Origin of the sequence: Pseudomonas putida (assembly GCF_005080685.1) — a bacterium.
Taxonomy (GTDB): domain Bacteria; phylum Pseudomonadota; class Gammaproteobacteria; order Pseudomonadales; family Pseudomonadaceae; genus Aquipseudomonas; species Aquipseudomonas putida_V.
Genome location: NZ_CP039371.1, coordinates 5660630 through 5677503 on the forward strand (window position 1 = coordinate 5660630; position 16874 = coordinate 5677503).

Here is a 16874-nt window from a genome sequence, read left to right on the forward strand (position 1 = left end):
TTAGAACAACCACCGTTCGCTATTGTCGTGATAGTGATGGGTGCCAGGCATGAGAGGTAGGGCAGGTCGAGAGTCGGGCGCCAAGGAACCCTCCCCTCCTCAAAAGGTCGCAATTAACCAGACACGCCACAGGTGGGTTTGCCCCCGCGCTTGTGTCATCATGCTCCGACCGCCGGTTAGTCCTCCTAAGCCTCCTTTATGAACAGACCCTACGCATTGCTGCTTGCCTTCGCCCTGCTCCAGGGCTGCCAGAGCCTGGCCCCGCACAAGGCCGAGCCTCCCGTCGCCGAGGCAGGCAAGGAGGCAGCCGAAAAGCCTGTGGTGTACGGCTCGTTCAAGCAGGACACGCTGTACAGCCTGCTGGTAGCGGAGCTGGCCGGCCAGCGCAACCGCTTCGACATCGCCCTGGCCAACTACACCGACCAGGCGCAGAAAACCCAGGACCCAGGTGTATCGGAGCGTGCCTACCGCATCGCCGAATACCTCGGCGCCGACGAACCGGCCCTGGAAAACGCCCTCGTCTGGGCCCGCAACGACCCACAGAATCTCGACGCCCAGCGTGCCGCCGCCATCCAGCTGGCCCGCGCCGGTCGCTACGACGATGCCATGGCCTATATGGAGAAAGTGCTCCAGGGCCAGGGCGACACCCATTTCGATTTCCTTGCCCTGTCGGCCGCCGAAACCGACCAGAGCACCCGCGACGGCTTGATGCAGAGCTTCGAGCGGTTGCTGGTCAAGTATCCTGACAACAGCCAGCTGGTGTTCGGCAAGGCGCTGCTGCTGAACCAGGATGGCAAGGCCGAGGAGGCCCTCGACCTGCTCGAGGCGCACCCAGCGCAAAACGGCGAAATCGCTCCGATCCTGCTGCGTGCGCGCCTGCTCCAGGCCCTCGACCGCGGCCCCGAGGCCCTGCCGCTGCTGCGCGGGGCGATTCGCGACAACCCTGACGACAAGCGCCTGCGCCTGACCTACGCGCGCACGCTGGTCGAGCAGGATCGCATCGCCGATGCCAAGGGCGAGTTCCTCAGCCTGGTCCAGCAGTACCCCGAGGACGACGAACTGCGTTACTCGCTGGCCCTGGTGTGCCTGGAAAACAAGGACTGGGACGAAGCCGAGAGCTACCTGCGCGAGCTGATCGAGCGCGACAGCAACGTCGACGCCGCGCACCTCAACCTCGGCCGAATCCAGGAAGAACGCAACGACCCCGAAGGTGCCCTGCGCGAATATGCACTGGTCGGCCCAGGCCCGGACTATTTGCCGGCGCAACTGCGCCAGGCCGACATCCTCATCGCCAACGGCCGCGGCACCGACGCCTCGCGCCTGCTCGCCGAGGCCCGCGAAGCGCAGCCGGACTACGCCATCCAGCTGTACCTGATCGAGTCGGAAAGCTACAGCAACAACAACAAGGACGCCCAGGCCGACCAGGTGCTGCAGCAAGGCATCAAGCGCTTCCCGGACGACCTGAATCTGCTCTACACCCGCGCCATGCTGGCCGAAAAGCGCAACGACCTGCCGCAAATGGAACAGGACCTGCGCGCCATCATCGCTCGCGAGCCGGAAAACTCCATGGCCCTCAACGCCCTGGGCTACACCCTGGCCGACCGCACCACCCGCTACGCCGAAGCCAAGGCCCTGATCGAGAAAGCCCACCAGTTGACCCCTGACGACCCGGCCGTGCTCGACAGCCTGGGCTGGGTCAACTACCGCCTGGGCAACCTGGACGAGGCCGAACGCTACCTGCGCCAGGCATTCGAACGTTTCCCCGACCATGAAGTGGCTGCCCACCTGGGTGAAGTGCTCTGGGCCAACGGCAAGCGCCGCGAAGCCCGCCAGGTGTGGGCCAAGGCCCTGCAAGCCCAACCCGACAGCAGCGTCCTGCGCCAGACCCTGCTGCGCCTGACCGGATCAGAGACCCTCTAAACCATGTTCTTGCGCCATTGCATCACCTTCACCCTGATTGCCCTGCTCGCCGGCTGTGCCGGCTTCGGTAGCCGCGAAGCCCTCCAGGGCCACGGCGACCCCAAGCAGTGGCAGGCCCATAAGACCCAGCTGAGCAGCCTCGACGGCTGGCAGATCAACGGCAAGGTCGGCATCCGCGCCCCTCGTGACTCCGGCAGCGGTACGCTGTTCTGGCTGCAGCGCCAGGACTACTACGACATCCGCCTGGCCGGCCCGTTGGGCCGTGGCGCCGCGCGCCTGACCGGTCGCCCCGGTGGCGTGGTGCTGGAAGTGGCCAACCAGGGTCGTTTCGAAGCCGACAGCCCCGAGGCGCTGCTGGAAGAGCAACTGGGTTGGCAACTGCCCGTCTCGCACCTGGTCTGGTGGGTGCGCGGCCTGCCCGCCCCGGACACCAAGAGCCAACTGACCCTGGACGGCGACAGCCGCTTGGCCAGCCTGAGCCAGGACGGCTGGCAGGTGCAGTACCTGAGCTACACCGAGCAGAACGGCTACTGGCTGCCCGAACGCATGAAACTGCATGGCGAGAACCTCGACGTGACCCTGGTGGTCAAGGACTGGCAGCCCCGCCAGCTGGGGCATTGACCCCATGCATACGCTGACCCTGCCCGCCCCGGCCAAGCTCAACCTGTGGCTGCACATCATCGGCCGCCGCGCCGATGGCTACCACGATCTGGAAACCGTGTTCCAGTTTCTCGAGCACGGCGACGAACTGCGATTCGCCCTGCGCGAGGACGGCGTGATCCGTCTGCACACCGAAATCGACGCGGTGCCCCACGACAGCAACCTGATCGTGCGCGCCGCGCGCAAGCTGCAAGAGCAATCCGGCACGACGCTGGGCGCCGACATCTGGCTGACCAAGGTGCTGCCCATGGGCGGTGGCATCGGCGGCGGCAGCTCGGATGCCGCCACCACCCTGCTTGGCCTGGCGCACCTGTGGCAGCTCGACTGGGACGAAGACCGCCTGGCTGCCCTGGGCCTGACCCTGGGTGCCGACGTGCCGGTCTTCGTGCGCGGCCATGCGGCGTTCGCCCAGGGCGTCGGCGAGCAACTGACACCAGTCGATCCGGAGGAACCCTGGTATGTCGTGCTGGTGCCGCAAGTGTCTGTCAGCACTGTAGAAATTTTTTCACATCCGCAGTTGACACGTGATTCCCTCCCCCTTAAGATGCGCCCCGTTCCCGAGGGAAACAGTCGAAATGACTGCCAACCGGTGGTAGAGCAGAGTTATCCGGAAGTTCGCAATGCGCTGAATTCACTGGGTAAATTCACAAATGCTCGATTGACCGGCACTGGAAGTTGCGTGTTTGGGGCCTTCCCAAGCAAAGCCGAAGCTGATAAAGTTCTGGCCCTTCTTTCAGCGACCCAAGCAGGGTTTGTGGCGAAAGGAAGCAATATTTCGATGTTGCATCGCAAGCTGCAAAGTCTGATCAAGAAGTCGAGCTCATAAGAGTTCGCAGCAACAGATACAGGGGCGTCGCCAAGCGGTAAGGCAGCAGGTTTTGATCCTGCCATGCGTTGGTTCGAATCCAGCCGCCCCTGCCATTTTCCTTATACTCATCCAGGTATACCCTCAGCCTTCAGGTACTGCGCGTGTCCAAGATGATGGTCTTTACGGGGAACGCTAACCCCGATCTGGCTCGGCGTGTCGTACGTCAGCTGCATATCCCACTCGGTGACGTCTCTGTCGGTAAATTCTCCGACGGTGAGATCAGCACTGAGATCAATGAAAACGTTCGCGGTAAAGACGTCTTCATTATTCAGCCGACCTGCGCCCCGACCAACGATAACCTGATGGAACTGGTAGTGATGGCCGACGCCTTCCGCCGCTCCTCAGCCTCCCGAATCACCGCCGTGATTCCTTACTTCGGATACGCCCGCCAGGACCGCCGTCCGCGTTCGGCACGTGTAGCCATCAGCGCCAAAGTCGTCGCTGACATGCTCACTGTCGTGGGTATCGACCGTGTACTCACCGTCGACCTGCACGCTGACCAGATCCAAGGCTTCTTCGATATCCCCGTCGACAACATCTACGGCTCGCCCGTACTGGTCGACGACATCGAAGACCAGCGTTTCGAGAACCTGATGATCGTCTCCCCGGACATCGGTGGTGTCGTGCGCGCACGTGCCGTCGCCAAGTCCCTGGGTGTCGATCTGGGTATCATCGACAAACGCCGTGAAAAGGCCAACCACTCCGAAGTGATGCACATCATCGGCGACGTCGAAGGACGCACCTGCATCCTGGTAGACGACATGGTCGACACCGCCGGCACCCTGTGCCATGCGGCCAAAGCCCTGAAAGAACACGGCGCTGCGAAGGTTTACGCCTACTGCACGCACCCTGTCCTGTCGGGCCGCGCGATCGAGAACATCGAGAAGTCGGTACTGGACGAGCTGGTGGTGACCAACACCGTTCCGCTGTCCGCCGCTGCTCAAGCCTGTGACCGTATCCGTCAGCTGGATATCGCACCGGTTGTCGCTGAAGCGGTTCGCCGCATCAGCAACGAAGAATCGATCAGCGCGATGTTCCGCTAAGCGGAACACGTGTTGATGTGAAGCGCCCCGCCCCAGCATGTGTTGGGGCGGGGCTTTTTTGCCATCCCCGTTGGCGCTGGTCGCAAACGCCCTCGGGGGGCTATTTTGGAGAAACAAAATGACTGATTTCACCCTGAACGCCCAAGCGCGTACTGACCTGGGGAAAGGTGCGAGCCGCCGCCTGCGTCACTCCGCTCACATCCCAGCCGTTGTCTACGGTGGTAACAAGGACGCTCAGTCCCTGACCATCCTGGCCAAGGACATCACCAAGCTGTTCGAAGACGAAGCTGCCTTCAGCCACGTTCTGCAGCTGAACGTCGACGGCACCAAGCAAGACGTCGTGGTCAAGGCTCTGCAGCGCCACCCAGCCAAAGGCTTCATCATGCACGCCGACTTCGTTCGCGTCGTCGCTGGCCAGAAGCTGACCGCCAAGGTACCGGTTCACTTCATCAACGAAGAAGCCCCGGTCAAGAAAGGCGGCGAGATCTCCCACGTCGAGTCCGAGATCGAAGTTTCCTGCGAAGCCAAAGACCTGCCAGAGTTCATCGAAGTCGACCTGGCCAAGGCTGAAATCGGCACCATCATCCACCTGTCGGACCTGAAAGCTCCGAAAGGCGTAGAGTTCGTCGCTCTGGCCCACGGTGATGACAAAGCTGTTGCCAACGTTCACGCTCCGCGCGTTGCCGCCGAAGCTGCTGACGAAGGCGCTGCCGAGTAATCCACTCGCGCGCCGGTGTTGATCGGGTTACAGTGCGCCCCGCGCCCTGTAACCCACCAACTCCAAGGAAGAGCCCCTGACGTGACCGCCATCCAGTTGATCGTCGGCCTGGGTAACCCCGGCCCCGAATACGAACAGACCCGGCATAACGCAGGGGCTCTTTTCGTAGAACGCATTGCCAGCGCCCAGCGCGTTTCGCTGACCGCTGACAAAAAATATTTTGGCCTGACGGCTAAGTTCAGCCATCAGGGCAACGATGTTCGCCTGCTGATCCCCACCACCTACATGAACCGCAGCGGCCAGTCCGTGGCGGCATTGGCCAACTTCTTCCGCATCAAGCCGGAAGCGATCCTGGTGGCGCACGACGAACTCGACCTGCCTCCGGGCGTTGCCAAGCTCAAGCGCGGCGGCGGCCATGGGGGGCACAACGGCCTGCGCGACATCATCGCGCAGCTCGGCAACCAGAACGACTTTTACCGCCTGCGGCTTGGCATCGGCCACCCGGGTGACGCCAAACTGGTCTCCAACTTCGTCCTGGGCCGCGCGCCGCGCGCCGAGCAGGAGAAGCTCGACGCCAGCATCGATTTTGCCCTCGGCGTGCTGCCGGAAGTGCTGGCCGGCGACTTCGCCAAGGCCATGCGCGAGCTGCACGGCCAGAAGGCCTGATTTCCTAGAGAGGGGAATACCCATGGGTTTCAATTGCGGCATCGTCGGCCTGCCCAACGTCGGCAAGTCCACCCTGTTCAACGCCCTGACCAAGTCTGGCATCGCGGCGGAGAACTTCCCCTTCTGCACCATCGAGCCGAACAGCGGCATCGTGCCGATGCCCGATGCGCGCCTGGCAGCGCTGGCGGAAATCGTCAAGCCAAACCGCATCCTGCCGACCACCATGGAGTTCGTCGACATCGCAGGCCTGGTGGCCGGTGCCTCCAAAGGTGAAGGCCTGGGCAACAAGTTCCTCGCCAACATCCGCGAGACCGACGCCATTGCCCACGTGGTGCGCTGCTTCGAAGACGAGAACGTGATTCACGTTTCCAACAGCGTCGACCCCAAGCGTGACATCGAGATCATCGACCTCGAGCTGATCTTCGCCGACCTCGACAGCTGCGAGAAGCAGCTGCAGAAGGTCGCCCGCAACGCCAAGGGCGGCGACAAGGAAGCCCTGGCGCAAAAGGCCATCCTCGAACAGCTGATCCCGCACTTCACCGAAGGCAAGCCTGCGCGCAGCCTGATGAAGAACATGAGCGCCGAAGACAAGGCGGTCATCCGCGGCTTCCACCTGTTGACCAGCAAGCCGGTGATGTACATCGCCAACGTTGCCGAAGACGGCTTCGACAACAACCCGCACCTGGACGTGGTCAAGGCCATCGCCGAGGAAGAAGGCGCGGTGGTTGTGCCGGTGTGCAACAAGATCGAAGCCGAAATCGCCGAGCTGGACGACGGCGAGGAGAAGGACATGTTCCTCGAGGCCCTGGGCCTGGAAGAGCCTGGTCTGAACCGCGTGATCCGCGCCGGTTACGAGCTGCTCAACCTGCAGACCTACTTCACCGCCGGCGTGCAGGAAGTGCGCGCCTGGACCGTACGCATCGGTGCAACCGCGCCGCAGGCGGCGGGTGTTATCCACACCGATTTCGAAAAAGGCTTCATCCGCGCCGAAGTGGTGGCCTATGACGACTTCATCCAGTTCAAGGGTGAAAGCGGTGCCAAGGAAGCCGGTAAGTGGCGCCTGGAAGGCAAGGACTACATCGTCAAGGACGGTGACGTGATGCACTTCCGCTTTAACGTCTGATGGGTGCCGTGGAAGTCCAAGGTGCTTGAAAGACTGCAAAACCCCCGTGATCGCCAGGCGATACGGGGGTTTTGTGTTTTTGGGCCAGAAGAAGGACGTGAGGGGCGTTCTTGTCGCGAAAGGACATGGCTGGCCCATCAAATGTAAAACCGCCCTTCGAACTTGCCCCATTCGCCCCCCCCTCCCTAGAATCCACCTTCATTGAAAAAGGACGAACAATGTCACTCAGGGTTCTGGTAGTCGGCGGCTACGGCAATTTTGGCTCGATCATCTGCCGGCACCTGGCCGGGGTCGGCAGTATCGATGTAATCGCCACGGGGCGCGACCGCACACGCCTTGATGCCCTGGCCCGGCAACTGCCGCTGCAAACGTTATGCACAGACGCCCAAGGCCCGGGCTTCACCGACATCTTGCAAGAACAACGCGTGGACCTGCTGATTCACACCGGCGGGCCTTTTCAGGGCCAGCCTTACCGGGTTGCCGAACATTGCATCGCTGCAGGTGTGAATTACTGCGACCTTGCCGACTGCCGCACCTTCGTCAACGGTATCAATGTGCTCGACCAAGCAGCCAAAGCGGCCGGCGTGGCAGTGCTGAGTGGTTGCAGTTCGGTGCCCAGTCTCGCGGCTGCGCTACTCGACGAAAACCGCGCGCCCTTCAAACGCATTGACCGTATCGAACACGGCATCTCGTCTTCGGCAAAAATGCCTGGCCTGGCAACCGTGGAAGGCGTACTCGCCTATGCCGGTAAACCGATCCTGCAACGGCGCAATGGCAAGCCATACGCAGTGGCCGGCTGGCTCGGTTTGCAACGGCGCAACCTGCCGGGCCTGGGCTGGCGCTGGCTGGCCAATGTCGATGTGCCGGACATGGACCTGTTCGGCGAACGCTACGGCGCCACCGACCTGGTGTTCAAGGCGGGCCCAGGCCTGATGCCCGGTGCCCTGGCGAATGCGGCCCTGGCTTGGGCACGCCGCGCCGGTCTGATCGGCGACCCAACGCCCTGGGCCAAACGCTTGCACCGCCTGGGCAGCGCCTGCGAGCGTTTTGGTGACGGCCTCAGCGCGCTGTACATCGAGGTCCGCGGTGTCGACCACAGCGACCAGCCACGGTACTTGAACATCCAGCTCACCGCCCGCCGCAACAAGGGCCCGGAAATCCCGAGCTGTGCCTCGGTAGCCCTGGCCCTGAAGATGATGAACGGCTATCGCCCGGTTGCCGGGGCTCGCCCCTGCGTGGGGGAGATCAACGTGGACGAGTACCTGGCCGCGATCGATTCGCCACAGGACATACATCTGGACGTACGTCATCAGGGCCAGCCGTGAGTTATATCTACCTCAAATACATGCATGTCATCGCGGCAGTGTTCCTGTTTGGCTTTGGCATGGGCTCGTACCTGTACCTGATCGCAGCCCAAGGTACCCGCAACCCGACGGTGATTGCCCAGGTGGCCAGGCAAGTAGTGCGCTTCGACACCTGGATCACCACCCCGGCCGGCGTGCTGCAACTGGCCAGCGGCCTGGGCATGCTGCACTTGACCGGCATGCCACCTACCCTGCCCTGGCTACGTGATCACTCATCGTTTTCTTCGCCGTCGGCCTGTTATGGCTACCGGTGCTGGTGCTGCAAAAACGCATGCAGCATCTTGCCGAGCGAGCCGCCGCCAACGGCATGCCACTGCCTGCGGACTGGAACAGGCTTTACCGCCCCTGGCTGTGGATGGGGGTGGCAGGTTTTGCCGGGATGTTCGTGATCGTGTGGCTGATGGTGTCCAAGCAAGGGCTGGTTTGACGCTGCGCTACGAATGCCCAGCCTCCACTCATCCGTGAAGAAGCATTTTTCGCCATCCCTGCAAAACAAAATGAGGTGTTTCTCATTCTCGTTCGGCCTCTAGGAAAGCCGGAATACAGGCCAATCTGCCGATCCCTTCCACGGAGCGAGAATATGAGTTCGTCCCCTGTTCCACTGCGCCATCCCTTGAGTCGCGCCATCCAGGCTGCGGCCTTTGGTTTGATCGTCAGCAGCTACGCGCTGCCGTCACACGCGCAACCTTCGAGCGCTGATCCCAGCCAACAGGTTCATCAGTGGAACATCCCTGCCGGCCCGCTGGCGCCGGCGCTCGATCGCTTTGCTCGGGAGGCCGGCATCAGCCTTTCCTTCGATGGGCCAAGCGTGGCGGACCGCACCACTGCAGGCGTAAGCGGCGCACTCGATACATCGACAGCGCTGTCGACGTTGCTCCAGGGAAGCGATCTGCAAAGTGCGCAGCAAAGCCCAACGGCGTACCTGTTGATACCCAGCGAGAAGCCTGATGGCCCGCTGGACCTCGGCGCGTCGGCGACAGAGGATTACCGCCTCGCACCGGTCATCATCAATGCCAAGGTCAAGGCCAGCGCAGATGACGATACCAATTCGGTGGTCGCCAAGGAGCTCTGGGTCGGCGGTAAAGTGGCGACCAGCATCCTCAATACCCCTGCATCGGTGTCTGTGGTCACCCGCAAGGAAATGGAGCAGCGCAGCGTCAGCACCACGGAAGAGGCCCTGCAATACACCCCAGGCGTGGTCAGCGACTACTACGGCACCGACGACCGCAATGACTATTTCCAGATCCGCGGCTTCCAGGCCACCACCTACCGTGACGGCCTGACCCTTAGCTCGATGCGCGGTGTGCGCGAGGATCCTTTTGCCTATGAGCGCATCGAGATTCTGCGGGGTGCCAACTCCACGTTGTTCGGGCCCGCAGACCCGGGTGGCTCGGTGAATTTCGTGTCCAAACAGCCGCGCTTCGAATCCTTCGGTGAGGGTTACGTGACCTACGGCTCGTTCGACCACGCCGAGACAGGCATCGATGTAGGCAATGCGCTGAACAGCGACAACACCCTAGCCGGCCGCTTCACCGCCAAGGTGCAGAACAGCGACCGTGAGTACGATCACTCGCAGGACGACAGCCGGCTGGTGATGGGTGGCCTCACCTGGGCGCCCACGGACTACACGTCCGCCACCATGGTGCTGGACTACCTGAAAACCAACAGCTCGCCCAACAGTGGTGGCTATCCACTGGACAAGGAATACGACCGCAGCGACTTCTTCGGCGAGCCTGGCTACAACTTTCACGATGTCGAGCGCACCAGCCTCAGCGGCAACATCACACACGACTTCGACAATGGCTTCGTGCTGCGCAGCAATCTGCGCTACAGCGAGCTCACCGACGACTTCGGTTATGTCTACCTGAGCGACAGTGCCTCGCGTGTGGGTACCACGATTCCCCGTTACGTCTTTGGTACCGACAGCGATGCCGACCAGTTCAACGGCAACCTGATGCTGCAATACGACGCCCGCTTCGAGCACATCGACAGCAGCACCCTGGTGGGCGTGGAGTATCTCGATTCGTCGACCAAAAGCAGCTCCGTCTACGACGTGACGTCCTCCATCGACATTGCCAACCCCGTATTCACCGGTGTTCCAGGCGGCATCACGCCCTATACCAGCGAGAAGAACGACGCGACAACCAAGGCTGTCTTCCTCCAGCAGAACCTGTCGTTCTACGATCGCTTCATCGTCACGGCAGGCGTGCGCAATGACTCCATGGACCTGTCCAGCAAAGGCTACAACCTGTTCTCAAGCCCCGTGCAGTACGACAACAGCGACAGCTTCTCGGAGACCAGTTACCGCGGCGCACTGACCTACATCGTCAACGATGAGGTTTCCACCTACGTGAGCATGGTGGAGTCCGTGTCGCCCCCCGAGGTTGGCGTTACCCCGCAGACGGGCAAGCAGTACGAAGTGGGTGTGAAGTATTCGCCCATGGCGATGGATGCGCTGTTTTCCGCAGCCATTTACGACCTGACCCAGGAAAACGTCACCATCGCCGTGGTGCTTCCCAGCGGCATCATCGAGCAGCAGACCGTCGGTGAGTCGCGGGTACGTGGCCTCGACCTGGAAGCCAAGGCGCAAGTGACGGAAAACGTCAGCGTGATCGGTGGTTATTCCTACATGGATTCCGAAGTCGTACGCGGCACGCTGTACGACGGCAGCTCGATCAAAGGTAACGCGCTCACCACTGCGCCGAAGCATTCGGCCTCGCTCTGGACCTACTACGACGTACCTGGCACCGACGTCAGCGTTGGCCTGGGCGCACGCTATGTGGGCGCCTATTACATGGATGCCGCCAACGACAAGAAAACCGATGGCACCACGCTGTTCGACGCCGCGCTCAAGTACGAGATTGCCAAGGGCACCAACCTGGCCGTGAATGTCAGCAACCTCTTCGATGAACAGCACGTGGTCGGTTCCGGCACGGCGAACTACTACAACCCAGGTCGCGAAGTGACGGCCAAGGTGAGCTACAACTGGTAAGCCGGTCTTCTCCCTTGAGGTCGCCATGGCTTCAAGGGAGGGTTTCCCACGCGCCCGACCATCACAGCCTCCAACCAGGCCAGGCCTCAGCATCTAAGCTAAAGCCAGTGAGCGCTCTGGAGCCTGCACCATGCCCGCAACGCCCCCCTCCCCAGCCTTCGACTGGCAACGCTGGCTCCCTGGCCTTGCGACCTTGCTGCACTACCAGCCCGCCTGGCTGCCCAAGGACATCGCCGCGGGGCTGGTGCTCACCACCATGCTGGTACCGGTCGGCATCGCCTATGCCGAGGCGTCCGGCGTACCGGGCATCTACGGCCTGTACGCGACCATCGTGCCGCTGCTGGCCTACGCCCTGTTCGGCCCCAGCCGCATCCTCGTGCTCGGCCCAGACTCGGCGTTGGCCGCGCCGATCCTGGCGGTGGTGGTGCAGTACGCCGCCAGCGACCCGCAGCGGGCCATCGCCATTGCCAGCCTGATGGCCCTGGTCGCCGGCGCCTTCTGCGTGATCGCCGGGTTGCTGCGCCTTGGCTTCATCACCGAACTGCTGTCCAAGCCGATTCGTTATGGCTACATGAATGGCATCGCCCTCACCGTGCTGATCAGCCAGTTGCCCAAGCTGTTCGGTATCTCCGTCGACAGCCAGGGACCGCTGCGCGACCTGTCGCGCCTGGCGCAATCGTTGATCGCGGGCAACGGCCACTGGCCGAGCGTTGCCATAGGCGCCGGCAGCCTGGCGCTGATCCTGCTGCTCAAGCCATTCAAGCGCCTGCCGGGCATCCTCATCGCCGTGGTGCTGGCAACCTTGGCGGTGAGCCTGTTCAGCCTCGACCAGAAAGGCGTCAAGGTGCTCGGTGAGCTACCCCAGGGCCTGCCCAGCCTGGTATTCCCGTGGGTAAGCGGCATCGACCTGGTCGAGGTGATACTGGGCGGGATCGCTGTGGCGCTGGTGTCGTTCGCCGACACCAGCGTGCTGTCGCGCTCGTACGCCGCACGCCTGAAGAGCCCGGTCAATCCGAATCAGGAAATGTTCGGCCTGGGCGTAGCCAACCTGGCGTCCGGGCTGTTCCAGGGCATCCCGATCAGCAGCAGCTCATCACGCACGCCGGTGGCCGAGGCCGCGGGCTCCAAGACCCAGCTCACCGGCATCATCGGCGCGCTGGCGGTCACCCTGCTGTTGCTGGTGGCGCCCAACCTCATGCAGCACCTGCCCAACAGCGCCCTGGCAGCGGTGGTGATCGCGGCAGCGTTGGGCCTGTTCGAGTTCGCCGACCTCAAGCGCATCTTCCGCATGCAGCAGTGGGAGTTCTGGCTGTCGTTCACCTGTTTCGTCGGCGTGGCGGTGTTCGGTGCGATCCCCGGCATCTGCATCGCCGTGGCGATTTCGGTGATCGAATTCCTCTGGGATGGTTGGCGCCCGCACTACGCGGTGCTCGGGCGGGTCGACGGCACCCGCGGCTACCATGACGTGAAACGTTATCCACAGGCCCGGCGTATTCCGGGGCTGGTGCTGCTGCGCTGGGATGCGCCGTTGTTCTTCGCCAACGCCGAGCAGTTCCAGGGCACGGTACTGGCGGCGGTGCACGAATCGCCGACACCGGTTCAGCGGCTGGTGATCGCGGCCGAGCCGGTCACCAGCATCGACATCACCTCGGCGGACATGCTCGACGAGCTCGACCGGGCATTGGAGGCACGCGGCGTGGAGTTGCAGTTTGCCGAGATGAAAGACCCGGTGAAGGACAAGATGAAGCGCTTCGAGCTGTTCGAGCGAATTGGCGAGAAGGCTTTCCATCCCACGGTCGGTGCGGCGGTGGATGCGTATCTGGAGGACACTGGGGTCGATTGGCAGCCTTAGGTTGCCCGCGAAAGGGCCAGGGCAGGCAAATCAAGCAATCCTCACGCGCCGCCGGTCGATCCAGATCAACATGGCACTGGCATACACCGACACCGCCAGGAACAGCGCCAGGCGCACGGCGAAGGCCTTGTATACATCCTGCCCGCCCGCGCTGTCCTGTACCGACTGCCCCAGCAGTATCAGCATGGTCGTCAGGCAGCTGACCCAATAGGCAGGGCTCTGCCGGGTCGCCACCGCCCGATACAAGCGCCGCCCCTGCCACAGGGTGAACAGCAACACCCAGAGGAAGAACATCCACAGGTGCACGAACAGGCTCAACGCGCCCCACAGCAGTATCGCCAACGCCCCGGCCAGCAAGGTCGAGCCGATCAGCTCGCGGCTGGCATGCCGGGCGCGGGTCTCGCCCGCCTGCTGACCAACGCTGACCGACTTCATGATCAACGGCATGAATTGATCCGGCGCGATCAACGCCAAGAGAAACGCCGGCATGACGATGAGCGTGGCACGTAGCGCCACCCAGCCGACCTCCCCATCGTCGAGCAATGGCGGCGCAGGCTGCATCGGCGCATCGGCGGGCTCCGGAAACAGCACATGCGCCACTGCCGTGCCGAGCACCGCCAGCAGCATGCCCTTGGCCAATGCCTCCACCACCGACAGCGCCAGGGTGAAGTCGCTGGTGCCCGCTGCGGCGATCATGGTCAGGCCGATCACCAGCAGATTGGCCACCAGGCCATTGCCGCCCTTGAGCGCGTACCGCAGCACCAGAAATACCCCGGCAGCCACCAGCATGATCCCGCTCAGAGGGGCATGGCGCAGCAACGGCACCAGCAACAGGCCGCTGCCGCATGCGAGCAGGACCAGCACCGCCAACGCCGGCGCGGCCTTCAACGGCAGGGGCGCGCTGCGCATGGCCAGCAGCAGCGTGGCGAACACCGGCGCCAGGATCGGTACCGGCAGGCCCATGCCGAAACTTGCCGCCAGGCACAGCGCCACGCCCCAGGCCAGGCGCAGCGCCCGCAGGCGGCGCAGTTCAATAGGCATACGACAACCAGCTCATCAACCACATGAACACGCGCCCCAGCAGGTTCAACGGGTTGCCCTCGCTGGGCAGCGCCATGACCTCGGCCTGGCCACCCACGCGCAGTACCGATTTGTCTGCCAACTGGTCGCGGTCGAGTTCAACGATCACCGGAAAGCGCTGCGCCGAGCGCAACCACTCGCGGCTGTTCTGCACCGTCGGCAAGCCACCCGGCGGGGTGCTCTGGCCAACGCTGACGCCATAGCCGATGCTGCGCACACGCCCCTTCAGCACGCTACCGGGCAAGGCGTCGAGCACCACCAGCACTGGCGACCCCGGACGCAGGCGACCGAGGTTGTTCTCGGTCATGTCGGCACTTATCCACAGGTCGTGGATGGCGATCAGCGTCATCATCGGGCTGCCGGCACCCACGTAGTGGCCGACGTCGGTGCGCAGGTCGGTGATCAACCCGTTGGCATCTGCCTTCACCACCGTGCGGGCGAGGTCCAGGCGGGCCTTTTCCACGTTCGCTGCGGCGCTGCGCAGTTGCGCGTTGTCCGCCTCGTCCCCGCCTTGCTGCTCCCGTGCCCGCTCGACCTCGGCACGGGCGGCGGCCACCTGGCTGATCGCCTGGTCACGGGTCGCCTGGGCGCCCTCCAGGCGGCGCACCGACACCGTGCCGGGATCTTCCTCGATCAACCGCTTGAGCCGCTCGGCATCCTGGCGGGCCTTGCGCTCGTTGGCCTGAGCCGCAACCAGCGCGGCCTGCGCCGAGTCGATGCCGGCGGTATGGGCGCCGATCTGTCGGCGCGTGGTGTCCAGGTCGGCCTCCGCCCGCGCCAGGGCGATGCGGTACTGCTCCTGGTCCAACTCGAACAACACCTCGCCCTTGCGCACCTCCTGGTTGTTGCCCACCGCCACCCGCCGGACCTGCCCCGCGACCTCGGCGGCCACCGGCACCACGTAGGCCTGCAGCCGGGCTTGCTGGGTATAAGGCGTGAAACGGTCGGCGAGCAGGTACCAGACCAGGCTCACCAGGATCACCAGCAACACCCAGCGCATGCCCCGGTCGGGGGCCGGAGCCTGCGCTGGCAACGAGGGGCTGGGCGGCGTGGAGGTGGCGTCGCTCATTTCGGTTCACCTTGTTCGGGAGCGGTGAGGGGCGGCTCGTCGAGCAACTCGCCCCAGTCGGTACGCTGTTGCATACGCTTGCGGGTGGCCGGATCGATCGGCTCGCGGCCGCTGTCCCAGCCGCCGCCCAAGGCCTTGTACAAGGTCACCAGGCTGCTCACGGCGTTGCCGCGACTGACCAGGTAGCCATCCTGCTGCTGCAACAACAGCTGCTGGGCATCGAGCACACGCTGGAAGTCGGCGAAGCCTTCGCGATACTGCGACGTGGCCAGGTCCAGCGAACGCTGCGCGGCCTGCGCGGCGTTCTGGCGAATGCCGGCGCTTTGCAGCGAGCGCACCAGGCCGCTGGCGGCATCGTCGGCCTCCCGCGCCGCCTCGCGTACCGCCTGCTGATACAGCTCGATCAGCTGTTGCAGACGAGCGTCCTCGACGCGCACGGCATTCTTGCGCCGGCCGTAGTCGAAGGGGTTCCAGATCAGGCTCGGGCCTGCGGCGAGGTCGAAGGTATCGGGCAAGTGGCTGGCGGAAACGAAACTCCAGCCGATGCTGCCAAGCAGGCTCAGCTGTGGATAAAGGTCCGCCTCGGCCACCCCGACCAGTGCCGACTGCGCCACCACCGCTTGCTCGGCAGCGCGGATATCTGGGCGGCGCTGCAACAGGCTAGCAGGCACATCCTGCAGCACTGCGCGATCAGGCAGCGGCAACTGGCCGTGGCGCGCCTGCAAGGTCGGCAGCGGTCCCGGTGGCCGGCCCAGCAAGGCGCTGAGCGTGTTGCGCAGGGCGTTGAGCTGGTTTTCGAACTGAGGAATGGTGGCCTGGGTCGCCAGGTACTGGGTGCGGGCCTGCTGCCAGTCGAGCTCGTCGTTCTCGCCATGGCGGAACAGCCGTTCGGTGATCTCCAGGCTGCGCGCCTGGCGCCGGGCGTTTTCTTCGGCGATGGCCAACCGCGCCTCGGCTGTGCGCAGGGCGAAGTAGGTATCGGCCACCTGTGCGCGCAACAGCACCCTGGTATCGGCGAAGTTGGCCCGCGAGGCAAAGTAGACGGCATCGGCGCTTTCGATGGCGCGGCTGAAACGGCCCCAGAAGTCGATTTCCCAGCCAATGTCGAAACCCACGCTGGACTGCCAGAACACCGAGTCGCGGGCGGTGGGTGTGCCGGATTGGTCCTGCTTGAGGTACAGGCTCTGCGCCCGCAACTGCTGCAGCTGTGGATAACGTCCGGTCTGGACGATGGCCAACTGCGCCCGGGCTTCGGCGATGCGTAGGCCAGCCACCCGCAGGTTGGTGTTGTTGGCATCGGCTTCGGTTATCAAGCCATCGAGGATCGGATCGCCGAACACTGCCCACCAGCGTCGCAGGTCGGGCACCGGGGCGGTGCGCCCGGCCTGCTCCAGCATCGCCGTGTTCCAGCGGTCCAACCACGGGGCCGGGGGCTTTTCAAAGTCCGGACCGACCTGGGTACAACCGGCCATCAACGCCAGCAGGCCCAACGCACAGGGGCGCACGCGCCTGGGCATGG

13 protein-coding genes, 1 tRNA gene and 1 pseudogene are annotated in these 16874 nt (G+C 63.7%); 12 read left to right on the plus strand and 3 right to left on the minus strand.

Going from position 1 to position 16874, the window contains the following annotated elements; translation table 11 throughout:
- The first annotated feature begins 198 nt into the window (after positions 1 to 198).
- From E6B08_RS26330 to E6B08_RS26385, 12 genes and pseudogenes are all read left to right on the plus strand, one after another.
- Positions 199 to 1920, plus strand: a complete 1722-nt coding sequence (locus E6B08_RS26330; protein WP_136916650.1) for a tetratricopeptide repeat protein — start codon at positions 199 to 201, stop codon at positions 1918 to 1920.
- A gap of 3 nt (positions 1921 to 1923) precedes the next feature.
- Positions 1924 to 2541: a lipoprotein insertase outer membrane protein LolB gene (gene lolB / locus E6B08_RS26335; RefSeq protein WP_136916651.1), complete on the plus strand. Its 618-nt coding sequence runs from the start codon at positions 1924 to 1926 to the stop codon at positions 2539 to 2541.
- 4 nt (positions 2542 to 2545) lie between these two features.
- Positions 2546 to 3406, plus strand: coding sequence for a 4-(cytidine 5'-diphospho)-2-C-methyl-D-erythritol kinase (ispE, locus tag E6B08_RS26340; protein ID WP_136916652.1), 861 nt, complete (start codon positions 2546 to 2548; stop codon positions 3404 to 3406).
- A 20-nt stretch (positions 3407 to 3426) separates the two neighbouring features.
- Positions 3427 to 3501: transfer RNA gene (locus tag E6B08_RS26345), tRNA-Gln, on the plus strand.
- Between the two features lie 48 nt (positions 3502 to 3549).
- Positions 3550 to 4491, plus strand: a complete 942-nt coding sequence (locus E6B08_RS26350) for a ribose-phosphate pyrophosphokinase (RefSeq protein ID WP_003247410.1) — start codon at positions 3550 to 3552, stop codon at positions 4489 to 4491.
- A gap of 118 nt (positions 4492 to 4609) precedes the next feature.
- Positions 4610 to 5209 carry a 50S ribosomal protein L25/general stress protein Ctc gene (locus E6B08_RS26355; protein ID WP_136916653.1) on the plus strand — a complete coding sequence of 200 codons (600 nt, stop codon included), beginning with the start codon at positions 4610 to 4612 and terminating at the stop codon, positions 5207 to 5209.
- Between the two features lie 81 nt (positions 5210 to 5290).
- Positions 5291 to 5875 carry an aminoacyl-tRNA hydrolase gene (gene pth / locus E6B08_RS26360; RefSeq protein ID WP_136916654.1) on the plus strand — a complete coding sequence of 195 codons (585 nt, stop codon included), beginning with the start codon at positions 5291 to 5293 and terminating at the stop codon, positions 5873 to 5875.
- Between the two features lie 22 nt (positions 5876 to 5897).
- Positions 5898 to 6998: a redox-regulated ATPase YchF gene (gene ychF / locus E6B08_RS26365; RefSeq protein ID WP_136916655.1), complete on the plus strand. Its 1101-nt coding sequence runs from the start codon at positions 5898 to 5900 to the stop codon at positions 6996 to 6998.
- Between the two features lie 218 nt (positions 6999 to 7216).
- Positions 7217 to 8323: a saccharopine dehydrogenase NADP-binding domain-containing protein gene (locus E6B08_RS26370; protein ID WP_136916656.1), complete on the plus strand. Its 1107-nt coding sequence runs from the start codon at positions 7217 to 7219 to the stop codon at positions 8321 to 8323.
- Positions 8320 to 8789 (plus strand): annotated as a pseudogene (locus tag E6B08_RS26375) (DUF2269 family protein). The gene E6B08_RS26370 and the pseudogene E6B08_RS26375 overlap by 4 nt, the downstream one beginning before the upstream one ends.
- Positions 8790 to 8942: 153 nt before the next feature.
- Positions 8943 to 11354 (plus strand): TonB-dependent siderophore receptor, encoded by a 2412-nt coding sequence (locus tag E6B08_RS26380; RefSeq protein WP_136916657.1) that lies wholly within the window; start codon positions 8943 to 8945, stop codon positions 11352 to 11354.
- 130 nt (positions 11355 to 11484) lie between these two features.
- Positions 11485 to 13206 carry a SulP family inorganic anion transporter gene (locus E6B08_RS26385; protein WP_136916658.1) on the plus strand — a complete coding sequence of 574 codons (1722 nt, stop codon included), beginning with the start codon at positions 11485 to 11487 and terminating at the stop codon, positions 13204 to 13206.
- A gap of 30 nt (positions 13207 to 13236) precedes the next feature.
- Here the strand turns inward: E6B08_RS26385 and E6B08_RS26390 are convergent, their stop codons facing one another.
- The 3 genes from E6B08_RS26390 to E6B08_RS26400 are packed head-to-tail and all read right to left on the minus strand — an operon-like array spanning position 13237 to position 16872.
- Positions 13237 to 14247, minus strand: a complete 1011-nt coding sequence (locus E6B08_RS26390) for a DUF2955 domain-containing protein (RefSeq protein ID WP_136916659.1) — start codon at positions 14245 to 14247, stop codon at positions 13237 to 13239.
- Positions 14237 to 15355: an HlyD family secretion protein gene (locus E6B08_RS26395; protein ID WP_136916660.1), complete on the minus strand. Its 1119-nt coding sequence runs from the start codon at positions 15353 to 15355 to the stop codon at positions 14237 to 14239. The genes E6B08_RS26390 and E6B08_RS26395 overlap by 11 nt, the downstream gene beginning before the upstream one ends.
- Positions 15352 to 16872, minus strand: a complete 1521-nt coding sequence (locus E6B08_RS26400) for an efflux transporter outer membrane subunit (RefSeq protein ID WP_136916661.1) — start codon at positions 16870 to 16872, stop codon at positions 15352 to 15354. The genes E6B08_RS26395 and E6B08_RS26400 overlap by 4 nt, the downstream gene beginning before the upstream one ends.
- Between the last annotated feature and the right edge of the window lie 2 nt (positions 16873 to 16874).